Source organism: Clostridium algifaecis, from assembly GCF_017874415.1.
Lineage (GTDB): Bacteria > Bacillota > Clostridia > Clostridiales > Clostridiaceae > Clostridium_B > Clostridium_B algifaecis.
In genome coordinates this window covers 1-20469 of the sequence record NZ_JAGGLM010000022.1, presented here as the reverse complement: position 1 = coordinate 20469, position 20469 = coordinate 1, and the positions used below count along the sequence as shown (strand labels likewise).

The 20469-nt window shown below is 29.1% G+C and carries 21 protein-coding genes and 1 pseudogene; all 22 read left to right on the top strand.

Annotation, left to right across the window (positions count from 1 at the left end; all coding sequences use genetic code 11):
- Positions 1–4 precede the first annotated feature (4 nt).
- Positions 5–796: a cytidylyltransferase domain-containing protein gene (locus J2Z42_RS12225; protein WP_209703060.1), complete on the top strand. Its 792-nt coding sequence runs from the start codon at positions 5–7 to the stop codon at positions 794–796.
- Positions 780–1751 (top strand): Gfo/Idh/MocA family protein, encoded by a 972-nt coding sequence (locus tag J2Z42_RS12220; RefSeq protein ID WP_209703059.1) that lies wholly within the window; start codon positions 780–782, stop codon positions 1749–1751. The genes J2Z42_RS12225 and J2Z42_RS12220 overlap by 17 nt, the downstream gene beginning before the upstream one ends.
- A complete protein-coding gene (locus J2Z42_RS12215) occupies positions 1744–2892 on the top strand; it encodes a CDP-glycerol glycerophosphotransferase family protein (protein ID WP_209703058.1) in 1149 nt (382 codons plus the stop codon). The genes J2Z42_RS12220 and J2Z42_RS12215 overlap by 8 nt, the downstream gene beginning before the upstream one ends.
- Complete coding sequence (locus J2Z42_RS12210; protein WP_209703057.1) at positions 2880–4184, top strand: DegT/DnrJ/EryC1/StrS family aminotransferase; 1305 nt, start codon at positions 2880–2882, stop codon at positions 4182–4184. The genes J2Z42_RS12215 and J2Z42_RS12210 overlap by 13 nt, the downstream gene beginning before the upstream one ends.
- A 2-nt stretch (positions 4185–4186) precedes the next feature.
- The gene (locus J2Z42_RS12205) at positions 4187–4855 is read left to right on the top strand and encodes a class I SAM-dependent methyltransferase (RefSeq protein WP_209703056.1); all 669 of its coding nucleotides are present in this window, start codon (positions 4187–4189) and stop codon (positions 4853–4855) included.
- Between the two features lie 18 nt (positions 4856–4873).
- Positions 4874–5959 carry a GNAT family N-acetyltransferase gene (locus J2Z42_RS12200; protein WP_209703055.1) on the top strand — a complete coding sequence of 362 codons (1086 nt, stop codon included), beginning with the start codon at positions 4874–4876 and terminating at the stop codon, positions 5957–5959.
- Between the two features lie 52 nt (positions 5960–6011).
- Entirely contained in the window at positions 6012–6743 is a 732-nt protein-coding gene (locus J2Z42_RS12195; protein WP_209703054.1) for a cytidylyltransferase domain-containing protein, read from the top strand.
- 125 nt (positions 6744–6868) lie between these two features.
- Entirely contained in the window at positions 6869–7090 is a 222-nt protein-coding gene (locus J2Z42_RS12190; protein WP_209703053.1) for a hotdog family protein, read from the top strand.
- Positions 7091–7161: 71 nt separating this feature from the next.
- The gene (gene pseH / locus J2Z42_RS12185) at positions 7162–7707 is read left to right on the top strand and encodes a UDP-4-amino-4,6-dideoxy-N-acetyl-beta-L-altrosamine N-acetyltransferase (RefSeq protein WP_209703052.1); all 546 of its coding nucleotides are present in this window, start codon (positions 7162–7164) and stop codon (positions 7705–7707) included.
- Positions 7708–7732: 25 nt separating this feature from the next.
- Positions 7733–8785, top strand: a complete 1053-nt coding sequence (gene pseI, locus J2Z42_RS12180; protein ID WP_209703051.1) for a pseudaminic acid synthase — start codon at positions 7733–7735, stop codon at positions 8783–8785.
- 225 nt (positions 8786–9010) lie between these two features.
- On the top strand, positions 9011–10591 hold the full coding sequence (locus J2Z42_RS12175) for an AAA-like domain-containing protein (protein ID WP_209703050.1): 1581 nt from the start codon (positions 9011–9013) through the stop codon (positions 10589–10591).
- 126 nt (positions 10592–10717) lie between these two features.
- The gene (locus J2Z42_RS12170) at positions 10718–11734 is read left to right on the top strand and encodes an SDR family NAD(P)-dependent oxidoreductase (RefSeq protein WP_209703049.1); all 1017 of its coding nucleotides are present in this window, start codon (positions 10718–10720) and stop codon (positions 11732–11734) included.
- A 36-nt stretch (positions 11735–11770) separates the two neighbouring features.
- Positions 11771–12745 carry a UDP-2,4-diacetamido-2,4,6-trideoxy-beta-L-altropyranose hydrolase gene (pseG, locus tag J2Z42_RS12165; protein ID WP_209703048.1) on the top strand — a complete coding sequence of 325 codons (975 nt, stop codon included), beginning with the start codon at positions 11771–11773 and terminating at the stop codon, positions 12743–12745.
- A 38-nt stretch (positions 12746–12783) separates the two neighbouring features.
- Positions 12784–13791 carry a dTDP-glucose 4,6-dehydratase gene (locus J2Z42_RS12160; RefSeq protein ID WP_209703047.1) on the top strand — a complete coding sequence of 336 codons (1008 nt, stop codon included), beginning with the start codon at positions 12784–12786 and terminating at the stop codon, positions 13789–13791.
- 150 nt (positions 13792–13941) lie between these two features.
- Positions 13942–14118: a YjfB family protein gene (locus tag J2Z42_RS12155; protein WP_209703046.1), complete on the top strand. Its 177-nt coding sequence runs from the start codon at positions 13942–13944 to the stop codon at positions 14116–14118.
- Between the two features lie 238 nt (positions 14119–14356).
- Positions 14357–15949, top strand: a complete 1593-nt coding sequence (locus J2Z42_RS12150) for an AAA-like domain-containing protein (RefSeq protein ID WP_209703045.1) — start codon at positions 14357–14359, stop codon at positions 15947–15949.
- 268 nt (positions 15950–16217) lie between these two features.
- Complete coding sequence (locus J2Z42_RS12145) at positions 16218–17810, top strand: AAA family ATPase (RefSeq protein ID WP_209703044.1); 1593 nt, start codon at positions 16218–16220, stop codon at positions 17808–17810.
- Between the two features lie 266 nt (positions 17811–18076).
- Positions 18077–18304, top strand: coding sequence for a type II toxin-antitoxin system HicB family antitoxin (locus tag J2Z42_RS12140; protein WP_209703043.1), 228 nt, complete (start codon positions 18077–18079; stop codon positions 18302–18304).
- Positions 18304–18534: a type II toxin-antitoxin system HicA family toxin gene (locus J2Z42_RS12135; protein WP_209703042.1), complete on the top strand. Its 231-nt coding sequence runs from the start codon at positions 18304–18306 to the stop codon at positions 18532–18534. The genes J2Z42_RS12140 and J2Z42_RS12135 overlap by 1 nt, the downstream gene beginning before the upstream one ends.
- Before the next feature lie 281 nt (positions 18535–18815).
- A complete protein-coding gene (locus J2Z42_RS12130; RefSeq protein ID WP_209703041.1) occupies positions 18816–19250 on the top strand; it encodes a hypothetical protein in 435 nt (144 codons plus the stop codon).
- Entirely contained in the window at positions 19247–19756 is a 510-nt protein-coding gene (locus J2Z42_RS12125; protein ID WP_209703040.1) for a hypothetical protein, read from the top strand. The genes J2Z42_RS12130 and J2Z42_RS12125 overlap by 4 nt, the downstream gene beginning before the upstream one ends.
- 414 nt (positions 19757–20170) lie before the next feature.
- Positions 20171–20469 (top strand): annotated as a pseudogene (locus J2Z42_RS12120) (DUF4351 domain-containing protein); the annotation flags it as partial.

The following is a 20469-nucleotide window of genomic DNA, read 5'->3' as shown; positions in this document are numbered from 1 at the left end:
AGATTTGTATAAAAATAAAGGTAAAATATGTGCAACTATAGAAGCAAGAATGACTTCTTCAAGGTTTCCAGGTAAGGTACTTATGGATTTTTGTGAGAAGCCTGATTTGCAGCATATAATTGAAAGATTAAAAAGAAGCAAATATTTAGATGAAGTTGTTGTGGCAACTACTATAAATAGAGAAGATGATCCTATTGTAGAATTGTGTGAAAAAATAGGCTGTAAATATTATAGAGGCAGCGAAGATGATGTACTTTTAAGGGTACTTCAAGCAGCTGAATCTGTAAATTCAGAGTATATAGTTGAAATAACAGGAGATTGTCCCGTTATAGATTGGAGACATGTGGATAGTTTAGTTGAAATGTTTTTCTCAGGAGAATATGATTATGCCTCTAATACTATAAAAAGAACTTTCCCAAGAGGATTTGATACTCAGATCTTTCCTTTAAAAGTATTGGAGGAGGTTAATCACATTACTAAAAGTCCTGTAGATCATGAACATGTATCTATTTACATTTATACACATCCAGAAAAGTATAAGCTTTTAAATTGGGGAGCAAATGAAGAAATGAATCACCCTGAATTCGAAATAACACTTGATACAAAAGAAGATTATGAATTTATAAAACAGATTTATGAAATATTATATAAAGAAAATGTAGATTTTTCAGCAGACGATGTGGTTAAATTATTACTTAATCATCCTGAAATGACAAAAACTTTAGAGCGTACTCATAGAAAAGATCCTTTTAAACAGCAGAAGGAGTGGGAAGAAAAGCATGGAAAAACAGTTTAATGTTTTAATCGTAGGTGCAGGTAATATAGGAGCATTTTTTGATAGACCTTCTTCACAAAATATTTTAACTCATGCCCATGCTTTTTCTAAAATGGAAGGTTTTAATCTTTTAGGATTTGTGGATGTATCAAAAGAAAAGGGAATGAAAGCTTCTAAACTTTGGGGTGTAAAGTATTTTTCTAGTATAGAAGAGGCGTTCAATAAAGATAAAATAGATGTAGTATCTGTATGTGTGCCGGATGAGTATCATTATAGTGTACTGAAAAAATTATCAAATTTTCCTTTAAAATTAGTTTTTGCTGAGAAACCTTTAGCTAAAAATGTTAAGGAAGCGGAAGAAATAATTAAAACGTATAAAGATAAAAATATAAAATGTTTAATAAATTATTCAAGAAGATTTGTGCCTGAGTTTGAAATTTTAAAGGATAAAGTTGCGAGTGGTGAATATGGGAAATTTATATGTGGAAGTGGATACTATGGCAAAGGAACTTTACATAATGGTTCTCATTTGATAGATTTCCTAAGATATACAATTGGAGAAATAAATGATTTTAATTCAATAGATTATAACTTTGACTTTTATAAAGATGATCCTAGTGTATCGGCTATTCTGCATTTTAAAAATGGTGGAAATTTTGTTATGCAAAATGTACCATGTGATAATTATACTATATTTGAATTTGAGCTATTATTTCAAAATAAGAGAATAAGAATAATTGACTCAGGATTTAAAATTGAAGAATATGATGTTATAGATAGTAAAACTTTTAATGGATATAAAAATTTATCTAAAGAAAAGGAATATAAAACTGAGTTGAATATGGCTATGTTAAATGCAGTAAAAAATATTTACAATAATTTAGTTTACAATGAGAATTTGAAGTGTACTTTAGAGGATGGTTATAAAGCGATGAAAGTGTGTGAAGGATTGAAGGCAGGTATAAAGCATGAATAAAAAAGTAATGTTGTTTTCAAGAGATCCAGGAGGAGCAAATACCGTAGCACCTTTATATAAAAAGTTAATAAATAAGGGTTATGATGTTATACTTTATGGAAAAGATGCTGCATTAAACAAATATAATCAATATGGATTACATGGTGGGGATATTAATACTAAATTGCACTGTATTTCACAAGATGAAGTATATAAATTTTTATTGCAAGAATCACCTGACTTTTTAATAACAGGAACCAGTGCAGATGATTTTACAGAAAAATATTTGTGGAAGGCAGCAGAAAGATTAAATATAAAAAGCTTTGCAATCTTAGATCAGTGGGTTAATTACGGTGTAAGGTTTTCAAAGTACAGTGTTAATGAATTAGAAAAATATAATATAAATAAAATACATCCATATTTACCCTATAAAATTTTAGCTATGGATGAATATGCTAAGAAGCAAATTATAAACGAAGGGATAAGTAAAGAAAAAATACTTGTTTCTGGTCAACCTTATTTTGATTATTTAATTGAAAAGCAGCAATATTTAAATAAAGATGAAATATATAAATTAAGAAAAGAATTATGTGAAAATAAAGATGAAGTAATAATAACTTATGTTTCAGAACCTATATCAAAAGTTTATAATGAAAATGACAGTTCTCAGCATTATTGGGGTTATACTGAAAGAACTATATTCAAACAGTTGTTTTATGTATTGAATAAAATATCAGATGATTATAAAATAAATATAAAGCTTATTATAAGATTACATCCAAAGGAAGATGAAAATAACTATAGTGATATTATAGATGATATACATAGTAAATATATTTCAATTTTAACCGATAAAAGGATAGATGGATTTAATTTAATGTTTGTTTCTGATTTAATATGCGGCATGAGTTCCATGTTCTTAATTGAAGCGGCAATAATAGGAAAACCTATTGTAAGTATGCAGATGGGATTAAAGAGAGAAAATCCATTTATATTAGATAAAAAAGGAATTTTAAAGTCTGTTTTGAGTGAAGAAGATTTAAAAAAAAGATTAAAAAATATATTGGTAGAACATAAAATCGAGAACGGCAGCTTTAAAGTAGAAAAAGGTGCTGTTGGCAAAGTAATAGAATATATGGAGGCGTTGATATGTCAGTTTTAGCTATAAATGGAGGAAAAAAAGTAAGAGAAAAATTATTTCCTGCTTATAATCCTATAGGAGAAGAAGAAAAGGCAGCTGTTGAAAAGGTACTAGACAAAGGTAAACTTTCAAGGTTTTTGGGATGCTGGGCTGATGATTTTTATGGCGGGGATGAAGTTAGAGCTCTGGAAAGAGAATGGGCAGATAAGTTTGGAGTAAAACATGCTATATCAGTTAATTCTGCCACATCAGCTCTATACTGTGCAGTAGGTGCAGCAGGAATAGGTCCTGGAGATGAAGTCATAGTATCACCTTATACCATGACAGTTTCAGCTTCTGCAGCTTTAATATATAATGCGATTCCAGTATTTGCAGATATAGAAAAAGATTATTATTGTTTAGATCCTGACTCTATAGAGGAAAGAATAACAGAGAGAACTAAAGCAATTATAGTAGTGGATATTATGGGACAACCATATAATGCAGATAAAATAAATGCTATTGCTAAAAAACATAATTTAATAGTAATAGAAGATGCAGCTCAAGCACCAGGTGCCATGTATAAAGGCAAGTATGCAGGGACTCTTGGAGACATGGGTATATATTCATTAAATTATCATAAACACATACATTGTGGCGAAGGTGGACTTATAGTTACAGATAATGATGAATTAGCTGAAAGATTGACACTTATAAGAAACCATGCAGAAGCTGTTGTGGAAGATAAAGGCTATACTAATCTTGTAAATATGATAGGATTCAATTACAGAATGACTGAAGTAGAAGCAGCCATTGCAAGACAGCAGTTAAAGAAATTGGATGGACTCTTAGAAGCAAGACTTAAAAATGTAGAATATTTATCCAAAGAGCTTTCAAAAATTCCGTGTTTAGAAGTCCCACTTGTAAGAGAACACAGCAAACATGCTTTTTATGTTCATGCTTTAAAGTATAATAAAGAAATAACGGGAATATCAAGAGAAAAGTTTGTAGAAGCTGTAAATGCAGAACTTACTCCTTTTGAAATGAGAGAAACGGAGGGTGTTAAAGTAGGATGTGGATATGTAAAACCACTGTATTTGCAGCCGTTATATCAAAAATTAATTGGATATGGCGATAAAGGGTGTCCGTTTAAATGTCCGTTATATAAAGGAAAACTTAACTATGATAAAGGAATATGTCCTGTTTGTGAAGATATGCATTATGAAAAAGTAATTACTCATGAATTTATGGTTCCTTCTATGACTAAAAAAGATATGGATGATGTTGTAGAAGCTTTTAATAAGGTGTGGAATAATATTACGGAGCTGAAATAATTATGCAAAATTTAAAATTAAATAGAAAAGATATGGAGTATTTAAAAGAAAAATATGAGAGTAGTTTTAAAGAAAATGGATTTTCGCCAAAATCTGTATTATGGACTGAAGAAAAGCAAAAAATAAGATTTGAGGCATTGATTTCAGAGTTCAATTTAGAAAATAAATCTATTCTTGAGTTTGGTTGTGGTTTTGGTGATATAAATAAAATATTAAAAGATAGATACAAAAATTATGAATATTTAGGTGTAGATTTAGTTGAAGATTTTATAAAAACAGGTAGAAAGAATTATGGAAGTACAAAAATAAAATACGAATGTGGTGATTTTTTAAGTAAAAATTTTAATAAAAAGTTTGATTACATAATAGAATCGGGAATTTTTAATTTAAAACTTAAAATGATGGATAATTATGATTTTATACAACAATCTATTAACAAAGCATTTGAATTATTTAATGAGGCTATAGCATTTAACTTTGTGACGGAAAGAGTTAATTTTAAAGATGACGGATCTTATTATATTAATCCTGAAAAAGTACTTGAAATAGCATATAGATATTCAAAGAAAATTATTTTAAAAAATAATTATATGCCATTTGACTATACTATGATAATTTATAAGGATGATTCTTATGATGAAAATGCAGTTTTTAATGCTTATAAAAATTGAAAGGTATAAATTAACAATATGAAAATTAAATTTATTACAGAAAATGATTATAAAATATGGGATGAGTTTTGTTATAGAAATTCTTATAGTACATTTTGGCATACTAGTGACTCAATGAAATATTATATAGATTCGAGTTTTAATATAAAGTCAGAACAAAAGTCTTTTATTGTATATGATAATAATAAGATATTGGCTTGCGTTCCACTGCTTTTGGAAAATATTAGTGGAACTATAGAATTGTCTTATGGGGGATGTTCAATTCCGTCACCTATTATAGATGAAAGTTTAAGTAAAAATGTTATAAAGAAAGTAAAAAAATTTATATTTGATTTTATAGATAAAATAGCTTATGAGAATGATGTGATAAAGTCAAGTGTTTATATATCATATTTAAGTAATGGTTATATAAATGAAAAATATAAGTGTAATTATTTACTTAAATATGGTTATTTGGATATAAGTAATTTAACTTGTGTAGTTGACTTAAGTATGCCTGAAAAGGAATTATTCAGCAATTTTAGTAAGGGACATAAATCAGATATAAAAAAAGCAGAAAAAAACTTAAAATTTAATATTATAAATAAAGACAATATAAACATAGATGATGTATATACATTTATGAATTATTATTTTAAAGTAGCAGGCAAAAAAACAAGGCCTATAAATACATTTGATAATATTTATGAGTGGATAAAAAAAGATTTAGCTGTTTTAATAATGGCAAGTTATAATGATATAGTATGTGGATATTCATTATTTACTACATATAAAGATACTTCGTATTACTGTATGGCATGTAAAGATAAAAATTTTGCTAAATTTAATGTATCGCATTTTTTGCAATGGGAAGCTATGAAATACTTAAAAAAACAAAAAATAAGATATCTGGAAATTGGTATTCAGGATTTTAGTGATACATTGAGTAATTTTCCAACTAAAAAGGATATAGATATAAGTACATTTAAAAGGGGATTCGGAGGCTATATAATTACTGTATTTAAAGGTGAAAAATTTTATAATGATGAAGAATTTATTAAGTGTTATGAAGAAAGAATACATAAATATGCGGGAAGAAACTTCCAAGAAAAAATTTCAGAATAAAATTTTTTGAAGGTTATGTTTTATACAATAAAGTAAATAGGAGAACAAATATATGAATGTAGTATGTATAATGCAGGCAAGGACAGGATCTACAAGATTACCAGGAAAAGTTCTTAAAAAAATCTGCAGCAAAACAGTTTTAGAACATGATATAGATAGATTGAAAAGAGTAAAAAATATAGATAAAATAGTAATTGCTACAACCACATTAGAAAAAGATAATGCTATAGTTGAAGAAGCAAAAAGATTGGATGTTGCTTATTTTAGAGGTTCGGAAGAAGACGTATTATCCAGATATTATTATGCTGCTAAAGAAAACAATACAGATGTTGTTGTAAGAGTTACAAGCGATTGTCCATTAATAGATAGTGAAGTTACTGAAAAAACAGTACAGTACTATATAGATAATAGAGATAAGTATGATTATGTAAGTAATACATATGAAAGAACATTTCCAAGAGGATTTGATACAGAAATATTTAGTTTTAAGCTATTAGAGAGAGCATTTAAAGAAACTAATAAAAAAATATATAGAGAACATGTAACCACTTATTTTTGGAAAAATCCAAGGATTTTTAAAATAGGATGCTATAAAAGTGATGTTGACTACTCTAAGTATAGGTTAACATTAGATACCGAAGAAGATTTTAAGTTAATAAAGACTATATATGACAATTTATATTATAAAAATGAATGCTTTGGATTCAAAGCAATTATAGAATTATTTAAAAATAATAGTGAGCTCTATGACATAAATAAAATGATAGAACAAAAAAATATATAGATAGAGAATAATTATGTATAAATTAGGCGATAAAGCTTCAATAAGTAACAAGATAATGTTAGATATGGTTATATAATTTTCTAATTTAAGTGGAGATGTTAATCTATTACATTTAGATGAAAAATATGAAAAAAACTATATTTAAGGCTAGAATAGTTCTAGGAATGCTTGCATCTAGTTTTATTTCTGTTGTTATTGCCAACAAGCTATCAGGGAGAGGTTCTATTTATTTAAAGAAAGATTTGAATTTTAAAAACCAGTATATAAATAATATAATAACTAGGGAAGTTACAATAATTGATATTTTAAGCAAAAAAATATTATTATGCTTAGTACAAAATGTATAAATCAAAATGATATTATTATAATTAAAGGAGAAGCATTTGTTAAAGTAAAATGAAATGAGGTGAATTTTTTTATGGCAATAGTACTTAAAAAAATATTAAAAGAAGATTTAAAACTTATAGCAAAGTGGAGAATGATGCCAGAGGTTACGAAATATATGTATACAGATCCTATTCTTACAGATGAAGGGCAGCTAAAATGGTTTGATATTATCAATAGTGATACAAAAAGTAAATATTGGAAGATAACTGTTGATAATGATCCTATTGGGGTTTTAAATTTAGCAAATATAGATTTGAAAAATAGTAGATGCAGTTGGGGATATTATATAGGAAATACATCTTATAGAGGAAGAGGAATAGCTAGAACTTTGGAATGTAATATATATGATTATGTATTTTATAATTTGAATTTAAACAAATTTTGTAGTGAAGTTTTTGAATTTAATGATAAAGTTGTATCGATACATAAAAAATTTGGCTCAGAGATAGAAGGAATATTAAAAGAACATATAATTAAAAACAATATTAAATATAATGTAGTTGTAATGGGTATTTTAAAGTCAAAGTGGGAAAAAATTAGAAGAAATTATAGATATGAAAAAATCTATATTGAGTAAAACTTTATAATTAGGAGCGATTCTAATGGATAAAAATATAAGAATAAAAAATTTTGAAATTAATAAAAGTATAAAAACGTTTATAGTAGCAGAAATTTCAGGAAATCATAATGGAAATTTTGATAATGCAGTAAAACTTATAAAAGAAGCTAAAAAAGCTGGTGCAGATGCAGTTAAACTGCAGACTTATACAGCAGATACTATTACTATAGATTGTGATAATGAGTATTTTCAGATAAAGCAGGGAACTTTATGGGATGGCAGAACACTTCATGATCTTTATAAAGAAGCTTATACACCCTGGGAGTGGCAGCCTAAACTAAAAAAAATAGCTGAGGAGGAAGGACTTGTTTGCTTTTCATCTCCATTTGATAAAACAGCAGTAGATTTTCTTGAAAATATGAATGTACCGGCATATAAAGTTGCTTCTTTTGAGATAACAGATATTCCATTAATTGAGTATATAGCATCCAAAGGTAAACCTGTAATTTTGGCTACAGGAATAGCAACATTGAGTGATATAGAAGAGGCGGTAAATGCCTGCAAAAGAATGGGAAACAATCAAATAGCAATTTTAAAATGTACAAGTGCTTATCCTGCACCGCTGGAGGATGTAAATCTAAGGACAATACCTAATTTGTCAAAAACTTTTAATGTAATAGCTGGTTTGTCAGACCATACTTTAGGTATTTCAGTACCAATAGCAGCAGTAGCACTCGGAGCAAAAATAGTTGAAAAACATTTTACACTATGCAGAGCAGATGGAGGACCGGATGCGGCTTTTTCACTTGAGCCTGATGAACTTAAAGTCATGGTTAAATCTATAAGGGAAACAGAAAAGGCTTTAGGACAGGTTTCCTATGAATTAACAGAAAAGATGAAAAAGAGCAGGGAGTTTTCGCGTTCACTATTTGTGGTGAAAGATGTTAAGACGGGAGAAACTTTTACTCAAGACAATATACGTTCTATAAGACCAGGTTTTGGTATGCATACTAAATATTATAAGGATATACTGGGGAAATGTGCAAAATCAGATATTATCAAAGGAACGCCTATGACTTGGAATTTAATAAGGTAACTGTGATTTCAAAAAATAGTAAGCACCAATAGTTGATTCAATAATTGTTGGTGCTTTTGTGCTTACAAAAAAGAACAAACGTTTGTATAAATTAATTTCCTATGGCCATAATAAAAATATATCATATATAATGGAAAAAGATGATTGTTATAGATTATAATAAAGGTAGAAGATTAAGAAATTTTATGGAGATGAGCACTATCTATAAAAAGGTGGTTTAAAATTATGGAAAAGGAATTTAATGTGACGGGAACTTGCATACCTGAAATGCATTATATGGTAGATATATCAAATAAATTAGATAAAGTATTTAGGCTTATTGAAAAGGAAAAATATTTTGTGATAAATAGACCTAGGCAGTATGGAAAGACTACAACTTTATATATGCTTGAAAGGGCTTTGAATAAAAATGAAGATTATTTAGTTGTTTCTATAAGTTTTGAGGGGGTTGGAGACTTAATATTTGAGGAAGAACAGAGTTTTGTAAAGGCTTTTCTGGAAATAATAGCTGATAGTTTATATTTACAACATAAAGATTTAGCAACTTTTTTAGAAGAAGAAAAAAAAGGCGTAACAAATTTTAAAGATTTATCAAGAGCTATAACAAAATTTATTATAGAAGTTAATAAACAAGTAATACTTATGATAGATGAAGTAGATAAAAGCAGCAACAACCAGTTGTTTTTAAGTTTCTTGGGAATGTTAAGAAATAAATATTTACTTAGAAATGCAGGAAAGGATAAAACCTTTCATAGTGTGATACTTGCGGGTGTGCATGACGTCAAGAGTCTAAAACTTAAAATAAGACCAGACGAAGAGCATAAATACAACAGTCCCTGGAATATAGCTTCGGATTTTGACGTTGATATGAGCTTTTCAAAAGAAGAAATAGGAACCATGCTTGATGACTATGTGAAAGATAAAGGTGTAGAACTTGATAAAGAGTACTTTTCAGATAGAATCCATTTCTATACTTCGGGCTACCCCTTCCTTGTAAGTAAACTCTGCAAGATAATAGATGAAAAGATAATGCCGAAAGGCAGATTTAAATGGGAAAAAGAATATATGGATATGGCTGTAAAGAGACTTTTAAATGATGATAATACAAATTTTCAAAGTCTGATTAAAAACATTGAAAACAACAGTAAATTGAAGGAAATGGTGAAGGATTTAATAATAGACGGAAATAAAATTAATTATAATATAAGTAATCCAATTATAAATATGGGAACGCTTTATGGAATATTTAAAAATAAAAATAATAACTTAAAAATAAATAATAGAATATATGAGCAGTTGATATATGATTATATGAGTTCGTTAATAGAAACCTCAACTGATGTTGGATTTTACAATGAGAAGTCAAATTTCATAAATGAAGATGGCAGTTTAGATGTAAAAAAGGTGCTTGTAAAATTTCAGGAGTTTATGAAACATGAATATTCAGAGAAAAGAGAAGCTTTCCTGGAGGCAGACGGCAGACTGCTATTTTTAGCTTTCATAAGTTCCATAATAAATGGCACAAGCTTTGCTTTTAAAGAAGTGCAGGGCGGAGAAGAAAAACGATTTGATATAGTTATAACCTACAATAATAAAATGTATATAGTAGAACTCAAGGTATGGCATGGTGAAGAGTACCACGAAAAAGGACTTGTCCAGCTCGGAGAATACTTGGAGCAGTACAGTCTTGATACTGGATATCTTTTAATATTTGACTTTAGAAAACTTAAAGGTGAAGTAGGAAAAGCAGAGAGCCCAACATCTATGATTTGGTGCGAATCGCTTTCACAGAGTGCAATTAGATGAAGTTAATGTCGATATAGGTAACAGAGAAAAGAATATAGTGGAAGTTTATTGTTAAACTATTAATTATGATATACGAATATTGTATTATAGTTAATTTAGCTTTAAAACAAAGGAAGGATACAGAATATGGGATACTATACAGATAAAAAGATTCTTATTATAGGTGGAACAGGAACTATAGGAAGAGGTCTTGTAAAGAAACTGATAGATCAAAAACCTAATATTATAAGAATTTTTAGCAGAGATGAATATAAGCAATTTATTATGGATAAAGAAATTAATGATGATAAGAATTTTAGATATTTAATTGGAGATGTGAGAGATTATGATAGAGTAGAGAGGGCTATGAATGATGTGGATATAGTATTCAATCTGGCTGCTATGAAGCATGTACCTTCTTGTGAATATAATCCGGAAGAAGCTATTAAGACAAATATACAAGGCATGGAAAATGTTATAAAAGCAGCTGTATATAATAATGTGGATTGTGTATTGTTTACCAGTTCTGATAAAGCTATAAATCCTACTAATACTTATGGAGCTACAAAGCTGTTAGCTGAGAAATTGGTACAGGCAGCTAATTTTAGCAAAGGAAATGCTAGAACTAGATTTGCAGCTATTAGGTTTGGAAATGTCATGGGATCAAGGGGTTCTGTTATTCCTCTATTTAAGAAGCAGATATTTGAAAAGAGATGTATAACTGTTACAGATAAGGATATGACAAGATTTATGATGACACTTTCTCAGGCTGTTTCTCTTATAATGGATGTGGCAGAAAAATCTCATGGAGGGGAAGCTTTTGTACTGAAAATGCCTGTTATAAGATTGATTGATTTAACTGAAGTTGTAATAGAAGAGACCTGTAAGAAATTTGATATTGATATAAATAGTATAAGAATAGAAAATATAGGGCTAAGGGCGGGAGAGAGAAAGTTTGAAGAGCTTATGACCTATGAAGAATCAGAAATTGCCTATGACCTGGGAAATATGTATGCAGTTATACCAAATACTTATACTTGCGAGCTAAATAGATATTATGATATGGACAAGAAGGCTAAAGTAGGAAGCTATAATTCATCTGATGCTGTGCCTATAACAAAGGAAGAGGTAAGAGACCTTTTATTAAGTGAAAGACTTGTTTAAATTATAGTGTGTACTGAATTAAGGGAGGCGTTTAGCTTGAATATAGCTATTAGGGCAGAAGGTGGCAGTAAGATAGGTATGGGTCACATTATGAGAACTCTTGTACTGGCAAAGGAATTATCTTTAAAGAATGAAGTTTTTTATCTATGTAGAGATAGCATAGAAAATAAAAGAGGGATACTTAAAATACAGAAAAATGGATTTAAGGTATTTTCACTTAAAGAGAGTATTTTAGATGTATTGTTCAATATAAATATAGATGTACTTATAACAGACAGTTATGATGTGGATGAAAAATATTTTGTACAAACTAAAAATATAGTAAAACATACAGTTTATATAGATGATGTAAATTCCTTTGACTATCCTGTGAATTTGTTGATAAATCAGAACGTAAATGCAGAGGATTTTGATTACCAACAAAAATATAAGCTGCTTGGATTAAAATATCTTATGATAAGAGAAGAGTTTAGAAATTTACCAGAAAAGCATATAAATAAACAGGTTAAAGACATAATGATAACAATGGGCGGCTCAGACACTGTTAATTTTACTAAAACATTATTAAAATGGATAAAAAATTTAGATTTTAAGTTTCACATAGTTATAGGACCTTCTTTTCAAGATATTGATTATTTTAAAAGAATTCACCAATCTAATATAGAGTTCTATTTTAATGCTAATATGGTGGAGATAATGAAAAAATGTGATATGGCTGTATCTGCATCAGGAAGCAGTATGTATGAACTTTTGGCAAGTGGGGTACCGTCACTTAGTGTAATAATAGCGGATAATCAGGTTAGTGTATCTAAAAAGCTTGACAATATGCATATATCGGAAAGTTTGTTATGGTATAATAATTTAAGTAAAGATAGGCTTATTGATAGATTAAATTACCTTTGTAATAATTACAATTTGAGAAAAGAGAGATCTGTTATAGGGCAAAAGATTGTAGATGGACTTGGTGCTGCGAGAATAGCAGATTTTATAAATAATAATTTTAATGATTAAGGATTTATTTATGATATTAGTTAAGGAGTTGATTGCTTATGAATATGCTTGTAACAGGAGGAGCTGGATTTATAGGAAGATGGGTTGTTAAAAAACTTTTAGATGAAGGACATTCGGTAACTGCACTTGATAATCTATCTAATGGAAGACTTGAAAATATAGAGAAATTTAAAAATAACTCCAATTTTAAATTTATAGGCGGAGACATAAGGGATGAAAGTAAACTGGATGAAGTATTTAAAGAAAAGTTTGATATAGTATATCACCTAGCTGCATCTATAAATGTCCAGGATAGCATAGATGATCCTAAAACTACATTTTTTAATGATACAGTAGGAACTTTTAATATACTTCAGAGGGCAAAGTCCCAGATGTTTGGCAAAAATGGGAGAATGGATGGAAACAGCTGGGTTTTGGATTCTAAAGAAGATACATATCCATGCAAGGTAGTATTTATGAGCACCTGTATGGTTTATGATATATCAGGAAATGAAGGAATTTCAGAAGTTCATCCTACAAAACCAGTGTCACCTTATGGTGGGAGTAAGATTGCGGCAGAGAACATGGTGCTTTCTTACTATAATGCGTATAAGCTCCCTACTGTAGTAATAAGACCTTTTAACACTTACGGACCTTTTCAGAAAACTGGAGGAGAAGGTGGAGTTGTTGCCATATTTATAAATAATGTACTCCATAATAGAGATATAAATATATATGGCTCAGGAGAACAGACAAGGGATTTATTATATGTAAAGGACTGTGCTAATTTTATAGTTAAATCAGGATATTCCAGCAAAGTGAATGGACAAATAGTGAATGCAGGCACAGGGAGAGATGTAACTATAAATGAACTTGCAGGTATTATAAGTGAAGGAAAAATTAAGATAAATCACGTAAAACACATTCATCCACAAAGTGAAATAATGAAACTTAAATGTGATTATTCCAAAGCTAAAATTTTAATTGGCTGGGAGCCTGAATACACGTTGGAGAAGGGAATTGAGGAAACTAGCAAGTGGATAGAAGGTACTAAACTTTTAAAATAGGGTAATGGTGACAAAAGTAAAGTTGTTTATGTAATGGTGACAGGCACCTGTAAAATAATGTAAATATAAAAAGCATAAACTAATGTAATTTATTGACGATAATATATAAAATAAATTAATTTAAGTGAAATGGAAGGTAAGGTGGTAAATATGGATATAGCAGCAATATCAATGGCTATGAGCCAGTACAATGTGGCAACTGCTGTAAATACATCATTAATGAAGAAAGCTTTAGATGATGGCACAGAAAATGCTGCACAGATGATACAGAGCATCAACCAAGCTTCAAATCCTAATTTAGGAACAAAGTTGGATGTAATGGCATAAGTAATTAAAAAGGAACGTATTTGGATTGAGTTACACAATTCAGGTACGTTTTTTATTATTTCTAAATATTGTAAAAAAGAACAAATGTTTGTATAAAATTAATTTTTTATGACCATAATAAAAATATAAATTATTATGGTATTATGGAAAAATATGATTGATATAGATTATAATAAAAGAGTAAGAGAATAAGTTTTATTGAGATGTACACTATCTATAAAAAGGTGGTTTTAAAATTATGGAAAAGGAATTTAATGTAACTGGAACTTGTATACCTGAAATGCATTATATGGTAGATATATCAAATAAATTGGATAAAGTATTTAGACTTGTTGAAAAGGGAAAGTATTTTGTGATAAACAAGCCAAGGCAGTACGGAAAGACTACAACTTTGTTCTTACTTAACAAAAAGCTTAAAAAAGATGAAAATTATTTACCAATAAAAATAAGTTTTGAAGGCATAGGAGATTCTGTTTTTGAAAATGAGGAAAGTTTCTCAAAAGCTTTTTTACAGATAGTGGGGAGAAACCTTTTATTAAATGATAAAAATTTAGCATCCTTTTTAGAAGAGCAGAAAATTGAAATACAAAATTTAAATGACCTGTCAGAAAGTATAACTAAACTGGTTATAAAAGCAGATAAAAAGGTAGTTTTAATGATAGATGAAGTAGATAAGAGTAGTAATAACCAGCTTTTTTTAAGCTTTTTAGGAATCCTTAGAAATAAATATTTACTGAGAAATGAAGGAGAGGATATTACATTTCAAAGTGTGATACTTGCAGGAGTGCATGACGTCAAGAGTCTAAAACTTAAAATAAGATCTGACGAAGAACATAAATATAACAGTCCCTGGAATATAGCATCTGATTTTGACGTGGATATGAGTTTTTCAAAAGAAGAAATAGGAACAATGCTGGATGACTATGTGAAAGATAAAGGTGTAGAGCTTGATAAAGAGTACTTTTCAGATAGACTCCATTTCTATACTTCGGGCTACCCTTTCCTTGTAAGCAAACTCTGCAAGATAATAGATGAAAAGATAATGCTGGAAGGCAGTCTTAAGTGGGAAAAAGAATATATGGATATGGCTGTAAAGAAACTTTTGAACGATGATAATACGAATTTCCAGAGTTTAATTAAGAATATTGAAAATAACAAGGAACTATATGATTTTGTAAGAAAAATAGTTTTGGATGGAGAAGATATAATATATGTAAAAAGTGATGAAATAGTAAATTTAGGGACATTATATGGCATTCTGAAAGAAGAAGATGGAAATTGCAAGGTAAATAATAAAATTTATGAACAGCTGATATATAATCATATGATGATGAAGGTAATAAGAAATAAAGAGTATGCTGAAATATCCAAATATAATTACAAGTCAAATTTCATAAATAAAGATGGCAGTTTAGATGTAAAAAAGGTGCTTGTAAAATTTCAGAAGTTTATGAAACATGAATATTCGGAGAAAAGGGAAGCTTTCCTGGAGGCAGACGGAAGACTATTGTTTTTAGCATTCATAAGTCCCATAATAAACGGCACAGGCTTTGCCTTTAAGGAAGTGCAGGGCGGAGAGGAAAAGCGTTTTGATATAGTTATAACTTACAATAAGAAAATGTATATAGTGGAACTCAAGGTATGGCATGGTGAGGAGTACCATGAAAAAGGACTTGTCCAGCTCGGAGAATACTTGGAGCAGTATAACCTGGATACGGGATATATTTTGATATTTGACTTTAGAAAACTTAAGGCGGAAGCAGGAAAAGTAAATGAAACTAGCATTGAGATAGGCAGGAATAAAAAGAACATAGTGGAAGTTTACTGCTAACAAAATAAACAATTTAGTGATGGTGACAGGCACCTGTAAAATAATGTAACAATATTTTTAGAACGGTCATTGAGTTGACTGTTCTTTTTTAATATATTTAAATATACTAAAAAAGAACAAATGTTTATATAAAATGAATTTCTTATGATCATAATAAAAATATATTCTTTATAATGGAAAAAGATGATTGTTATAGATTATAATAAAAGTAAAAGATTAAGAAATTTATGGAGATTTACACTATCTATAAAAAGGTGGTTTTAAAATTATGAAAAAGAGATTTAATGTAACGGGAACCTGCATACCAGAGAAACATTATATGGTAGATATTTCTTATAAAATAAAAAAGATAATGGGTTTTATAAAAGATGAAGAATATTTTGTGATAAACAAGCCAAGGCAGTATGGAAAGACTACAACTTTGTATATGCTTGAGAGGGCTTTGAATAAAAATGAAGATTATTTAGTTGTTTCCATAAGCTTTGAGGGAGTTGGAGACTTGATATTTGAGGAAGAGCAAAGTTTTGTAAAAGCATTTTTGGAAATAATGGCTGATAGTTTATATTTACAGTATGAGAATTTAGCTTCCTTTTTAGAAGAAGAAAAAGATAATGTAGCTAATTTCAAAGATTTATCAAGAGCTATAACTAAGTTTGTTATAAAGACTGATAAAAAAGTAATACTTATGGTAGATGAAGTGGATAAGAGCAGTAATAACCAGCTTTTTTTGAGTTTCCTTGGAATGCTTAGAAACAAATATTTACTCAGAAATGCAGGAAAAGACAGGACCTTTCACAGCGTGATACTTGCTGGAGTACATGACGTCAAGAGTCTAAAACTTAAAATAAGACCTGACGAAGAACATAAATATAACAGTCCCTGGAATATTGCATCTGATTTTGACGTGGATATGAGTTTTTCAAAAGAAGAAATAGGAACAATGCTGGATGACTATGTGAAAGATAAAGGTGTAGAGCTTGATAAAGAGTACTTTTCAGATAGACTCCATTTCTATACTTCGGGCTACCCCTTCCTTGTAAGCAAACTCTGCAAGATAATAGATGAAAAGATAATGCCTGAAGGCAGTCTCAAGTGGCAAAAAGAATATATGGATATGGCTGTGAAGAGACTTTTAAATGATGATAATACGAATTTTCAAAGTCTGATTAAAAATATTGAAAATAATAATGAATTATATGACTTTATAAGAAAAATAGTTTTGGATGGAGAAGATATAACATATGTAAAAAGTGATGAAATAGTAAATTTAGGTACATTATATGGCATCCTGAAAGAAGAAGATGGAAATTGCAAGGTGAATAATAAAATTTATGAACAGCTGATATATAATCATATGATGATGAAGGTAATAAGAAATAAAGAGTATACTGAGATATCTAAATATAATTATAAGTCAAATTTCATAAATGAAGATGGCAATTTAAATGTAAAAAAGGTGCTTGTAAAATTTCAGGAGTTTATGAAACATGAATATTCGGAGAAAAGGGAAGCTTTCCTGGAGGCAGACGGAAGACTATTGTTTTTAGCATTCATAAGTCCCATAATAAACGGCACAGGCTTTGCATTTAAAGAAGTGCAGGGCGGAGAGGAAAAGCGTTTTGATATAGTTATAACCTACAATAAGAAAATGTATATAGTGGAACTCAAGGTATGGCATGGTGAGGAGTACCATGAAAAAGGACTTGTCCAGCTTGGCGAGTACCTGGAGCAGTACAGTCTAGATCAGGGATATCTTTTGATATTTGATTTCAGAAAACTTAAGAGAAAATCAGGGAAAGTGAATGAAACCATCATTGATATAGACAGCAGAGAAAAGAATATAATAGAAGTTTATTGTTAGATGATGTAGTGATGGTGACAGGCACCTGTAAAATAATGTAATGGTATTTTTAGGACAGTCATTGAATTGGCTGTTCTTTTTTAATATCTCTAAATCAGCGAGAAAAGAACAAATATTGGAACAATAAAAAAATAGACGTTTTCTTAACTCTGTTGTATATTCTTGGAGTATAACTTAGAGTATAATTTTATAGTGAAACTTACTATGAAATTGGATATAATAATATTATATTATGTATGAAAATATTTTTATTAGGAGTTGATATATTGAAAAAATATACATTTACAGTACTTATAGAAAAAGATGAAGATAGAGGCTTTATTGCAACTGTTCCTGAACTTAAAGGCTGTCATACACAAGGCGATACTATGGTTGAATTAATGTCAAATGTACAAGAAGCAATAAAATTATGCTTGGAAGTTTCAGAAAAAGATGGTATAGATGTATTTAATACTGACTTTATAGAAACAAAGCAGCTTGATATGGTGATATAATGAGTAGATTAACTATTATTTCAGATAAAGATATGGTAAAAATGCTTCAAAAGATTGGATTTATTGAAGTACGGCAAAATGGTAGTCATAGGTTTTTTGCTCATTCTGATGGCAGATGTACTGTAGTACCAGTTCATGGTAAGGATTTAAAAAGAGGTCTTATTAAAGGCATATTGAAAGATGTAAAAATTACAGATGATGAATATGAAGAACTTAGAAAGAAATTATAGTATAAGGAAATAATGGTGGCAGGCACCTGTAAAATAATGTAATTTTTAGAATAGTCATTGAATTGGCTGTTCTTTTTTAGTGTATCTAAATAATTATAAAAAGAACAAACGTTTGTATAAATTTATGCTCTATGGTCATAATAAAAATATAAATTATTATGGAAAGATCTGATTGCTATGGATTATAATAAAGTAGAAGATGCAGTTATGAGAAAAGTAAGGACTATTGTTGTATATTCTTTAGATATAGAAAATACGCAACGAATAAGGAGGAAAAGCTAATGTCTGATTTAAATGATTTTTTAAAGAAAAAACTTGAAGAAAAAACTAAGATAGAATTTAATGCAGAGGAAGAAAAGAAAAAATGGATTAATAGTGTTAATGAAATTCTTAGTAATATAAAAAAGTGGATAGAGGAGCCTGTCAAAAATCGCTTGGTAGAAATAATAGATGAAAAAGTAGAAATTAATGAAGAACGTTTAGGAAAATATAAAATTTCTTCACTTGCTATTAGAAGCTTATGGGATACTGTTTATATTAGACCTATAGGGAGAATGATTTTAGGCGCAATTGGAAGGATAGATATTTTGTCTACAAAAGGCAAGTATTCTATACTATTAACTATCGATAATGGCTGGGTAGTTAAATTAGATGGGGTCTATAAAAATTTTAATGAAGAATCATTTGCTACAATTTTGAAAGTGATGATGTCATGAATAAGTTGCATGAAATAATGGAATGGTATAAGTTAACAATTGAAAGCCAAAGAGTCACTTTAAAAATATTAAATTCTGCACCTGAAGTTGTGCCGTTAGATAGTTCGTTAGCTGAATATACGTTGAGCGAAGCTAAGAGAATTTTATTAAAGGCTGAAAATGAATTAAATGATTTAACAGTGTTATCTTTAGTATCTGTTTTTGAACAATCATTACTGGATCATTTAAAGGATTTGAGTAAAGAAACAATTCAAAAAGAAGAAAAAACATTATCTAAGTCAGTTTTAAAGTATGCTTTAAAAAATAGTGATAGGTGGCATTTTAGAGATGTTTTAGATATTTTTAAGAGTGTTCTTAGTACTGAACTAGTTGGCAGTGTTAAACAAGTTTATGACTATAGGAATTGGGTAGCACATGGCAAAAAAGAAACAACTTCAATTACAAAGATAGATCCAGAAGTGGCATATGATAGATTAAATGAGTTTTTAGGAAGATTAGGTAAATAAGGTTTGGAACAAATTCATCATCAATGCTTATCTCAAATATAGCAAGCACAGGCAAGTCTTCACAAGACCCAGAAGTGAAAAATTTTCCGGAGACAAGCTTCTGTATGGTGGAAAATTTATAGTGAAACTAACATTAATATAAGACAGCAATTAGATGTAGGAGAATGATGGACGAAAGAGAAGAACTTAGCAACAAAAATTATTCCAATATTTGTAATGAGTCTGTCCCCCTTTACAAATATTTAATGGTGACAGGCACCTGTAAAATAATGTAATTTTTTTTAAAACAGTCATTGAATTGGCTGCTCTTTTTTAGTGTATCTAAATAATCATAAAAAGAACAAATGTTTGTATAAAATTAATTTTCTATGGCCATAATAAAAATATAAATTATTATGGAAAGAGATGATTGTTATGGATTATAATAAAGTAGAAGATGCAGTTATGAAAAAAGCGATGGAAATATTTCAGCAGAGTGCAGTGAGTTTTTTTAATATAGGAACTAAAATAATAGCACCAGCTGAAACAGAGATAAAGAATATAGAGATAAAGACAGGTTACACAGACTATTTATTTTATACTGAAGATGGAAACTATTTACATTTTGAATTTCAGACCACGGACAAAAGAGATGATATTAAAAGATTTCTTTACTATGATGCTTCTCTGTTTTATAGGGAAAAGAGAAAAGTAAGGACTATTGTGATATATTC